Consider the following 2,705-nt stretch of genomic DNA (forward strand, 5'->3'; position numbering starts at 1 on the left):
CACCACAACAGTTTGCTGGCGACAATAGCAAGAGTGAACCACCTGATCCCTTCCCGAACTCAGAAGTGAAACCTCTTCGCGCTGATGGTAGTGTGGCGTTTGCCATGTGAGAGTAAGTCATCGCCAGCTTTTAAATACGAACACCCCCACTCGAAAGAGTGGGGGTGTTTTTTATGTTACATTTATTTTAATTATATGATTGTCATTGATTAAGAAGATGTTATGGATGAAATCTCATTAGAAAAAATTAAATCAAATTTTAAATAAGTAAAAAATATACTATCTAATTCTACCCGTGTACACATTGATCGAGTTGAATATAGGACTTTCGATGAAGGGATGTGTGATGCTGTCTATTTTATTTGTAAAAAATCACAAGGTTTGAATTCATTAGAAGCATTTATAATACTGGTTATTCATAAACTTCATTTTTATGAAGAATGGGATATTCTTGAAACAACTACAACAGATTTAAAAAATATTTTTGATATTTGGCTATTACCTATATTAGAGAAAGCTAATTTTAAAAAACTAACTGAATTAGAAGTACAAGAACAAACACAATGGATAGTGTATTCTATCCAAAAATTAATAAAGAAAAATCAGAATGCGAAAAATCTAAAATACTCTGATCGTTGGGGAATTTATCATAACGGTGTGGAGGTTACTCCAGTTGACCTATTTCTTTAGATATAAAATTAGCGTTAGGATTAACAGCAGATTGGAATGAGATAGAGATATTTTATGAAACGTCCGATAACTATTTGTTTTTCTCATGGTTTACGGGTGCATAATCGGCGAAGAAAACTATAAATGTGGGAAAAACTTTTCATAAATCTTAATGTTTTCTACTTTCCTCTTAGATTCACAAGCCTATAATGCTTAAGAATCATTCCAAATCTAATAAGGAAATAACATGTCGACCGATCAGCAATTTCCAACGCCTGCCAACCTAGGTATCGCTGTTTATGCAAACAATGCCGAAGCCATTGGTAATACACCTTTAGTTCGTATCAATCGCTTGATTAAATCAGATGCTACAGTATTGGCAAAAGTGGAAAGCCGTAATCCCGCATTTTCAGTAAAATGCCGTATAGGCGCAGCGTTGATTGCGGATGCGGAAAAACGTGGTGTACTTAAAACGGGTATGCATATTGTTGAACCGACTAGCGGTAATACAGGTATTGCTTTAGCGTTTGTTGCAGCAGCAAAAGGTTATCCTATTACTTTAACTATGCCAGCAAGTATGAGCTTAGAGCGTAGAAAAGTATTAAAAGCTTTAGGCGCGAATCTTATTTTAACTGAGCCTGCTAAGGGCATGAAAGGTGCCGTGGATGAAGCTGTTCGTTTAGCCACTGAAAATCCTGAGCTTTATTTCCTACCACAACAATTTGAAAATCCAGCCAACCCTCAAATTCATGTTGATACGACTGGTCCTGAAATCTGGCAGGCAACCAATGGACAAGTGGATATCTTAGTTGCGGGTGTTGGTACTGGTGGAACAATTACAGGAATTTCACGTTATTTTGAGCAAGTTCAAAATCAGCCAATTTATTCTGTTGCAGTCGAACCTGCTGAATCTCCAATTATTACCCAAACTAAAAATGGTGAAAGCATTACACCAGCACCGCATAAAATTCAAGGGATTGGTGCGAATTTTATTCCTAAAAACTTAGACTTAAACTTGGTCGATGAAGTGTTGCCAGTGAATAGTGCGGATGCGATTGAGTGGGCAAGAAAATGTGCAATGCAAGAAGGAATTTTGGTGGGTATTTCAAGCGGTGCAGCATTGGCGGCGGCGGCACAAATTGCTGAACGCCCTGAAAATGTAGGCAAAACGATTGTTGTAATTTTACCTGATAGTGGTGAGCGTTATTTGTCTTCGGTGTTATTCGAAGGTTTGTTTGACGAAGCATAATTTCATTATTCAGCGAATAAAAACCATGCCTAAGAGCATGGTTTCTTATTTACTCTTTATTTTATAGGGCTTTTTTTAAGATTTTTTCATGACGTTTTACTGAACGAGCATACTTTTTACCTTTATGGCGTGTCCAAAAACTCCGTTCATAACCTGATGGCCCAACATTATAATACGCTACGGCTTTTGACCAACTGCCTGCAGATTTATAATAGGTCGATAGGATATATGCACCGCAATTAATATTAGTATTTTCATCATAAAGATTGCCAGGACAAGACTCGCGCCAATGAGTCGAAACTATTTGAGTTAAACCGATCGCACCTGTAGGGGAGCGTGCTGAACTATTATAATTTGATTCTTGGCGAATGAGCGCAGCGAGTAAAGTGGGTGATACATCATAACGCTCTGCATTTTGCACGATCATTGGGGATAAGCGATTTGCTGTATTTGGAGAAACAGAATAGGCATTTTGTAGTCCAGATGACAACTGAGTAGAGCGATTGGCGAATGATCCACTTAAACTACTGCAAGCTGTCATATTGATTGCAATCACAATCAAACTTATTTGAATAATCAGGCTTTTTAATTTTTTTATAGATCGTTGTTGATAATGGTGAATGGAGATGAATTGCAAAATAATAAACCGTTAGCGTTAAGTTAAATGGATGGTATTAACCACGAATAAATGAGTCAATAACAGTTACTTTGGTAATCCTCCCATAAATAACTGAATTTAAAAGTAGAGGTTAAGCAGCCATCAAAGGTGGTTTGCCTCCGTTAGCTT

General features: G+C 37.1%; 3 protein-coding genes and 1 rRNA gene. 3 read left to right on the forward strand and 1 reads right to left on the reverse strand.

The window, feature by feature from the left end:
* Window positions 1-14 precede the first annotated feature (14 nt).
* The 3 genes from rrf (at window position 15) to cysK (ending at window position 1,918) form a co-directional block, all read left to right on the forward strand.
* Window positions 15-129 (forward strand): 5S ribosomal RNA (gene rrf, locus CDG59_RS14770).
* Between the two features lie 210 nt (window positions 130-339).
* Window positions 340-690 carry a hypothetical protein gene (locus tag CDG59_RS15595; protein WP_227519139.1) on the forward strand — a complete coding sequence of 117 codons (351 nt, stop codon included), beginning with the start codon at window positions 340-342 and terminating at the stop codon, window positions 688-690.
* A 226-nt stretch (window positions 691-916) separates the two neighbouring features.
* On the forward strand, window positions 917-1,918 hold the full coding sequence (gene cysK, locus CDG59_RS14780; RefSeq protein WP_087546026.1) for a cysteine synthase A: 1,002 nt from the start codon (window positions 917-919) through the stop codon (window positions 1,916-1,918).
* 61 nt (window positions 1,919-1,979) lie between these two features.
* Here the strand turns inward: cysK and CDG59_RS14785 are convergent, their stop codons facing one another.
* Window positions 1,980-2,459: a lytic transglycosylase domain-containing protein gene (locus CDG59_RS14785; protein WP_227519140.1), complete on the reverse strand. Its 480-nt coding sequence runs from the start codon at window positions 2,457-2,459 to the stop codon at window positions 1,980-1,982.
* Window positions 2,460-2,705: the final 246 nt, after the last annotated feature.

This window comes from Acinetobacter sp. WCHA29, from assembly GCF_002165335.1.
Classification (GTDB): domain Bacteria; phylum Pseudomonadota; class Gammaproteobacteria; order Pseudomonadales; family Moraxellaceae; genus Acinetobacter.

What these genes read in the sequence shown, in the direction of transcription:
- CDG59_RS15595 (WP_227519139.1), top strand. Translation starts at nt 340, where the DNA reads ATGTGTGATGCTGTCTATTTTATTTGTAAAAAATCACAAGGTTTGAAT.
- cysK (WP_087546026.1), top strand. Translation starts at nt 917, where the DNA reads ATGTCGACCGATCAGCAATTTCCAACGCCTGCCAACCTAGGTATCGCT.
- CDG59_RS14785 (WP_227519140.1), bottom strand. Translation starts at nt 2,459, where the DNA reads ATGACAGCTTGCAGTAGTTTAAGTGGATCATTCGCCAATCGCTCTACT.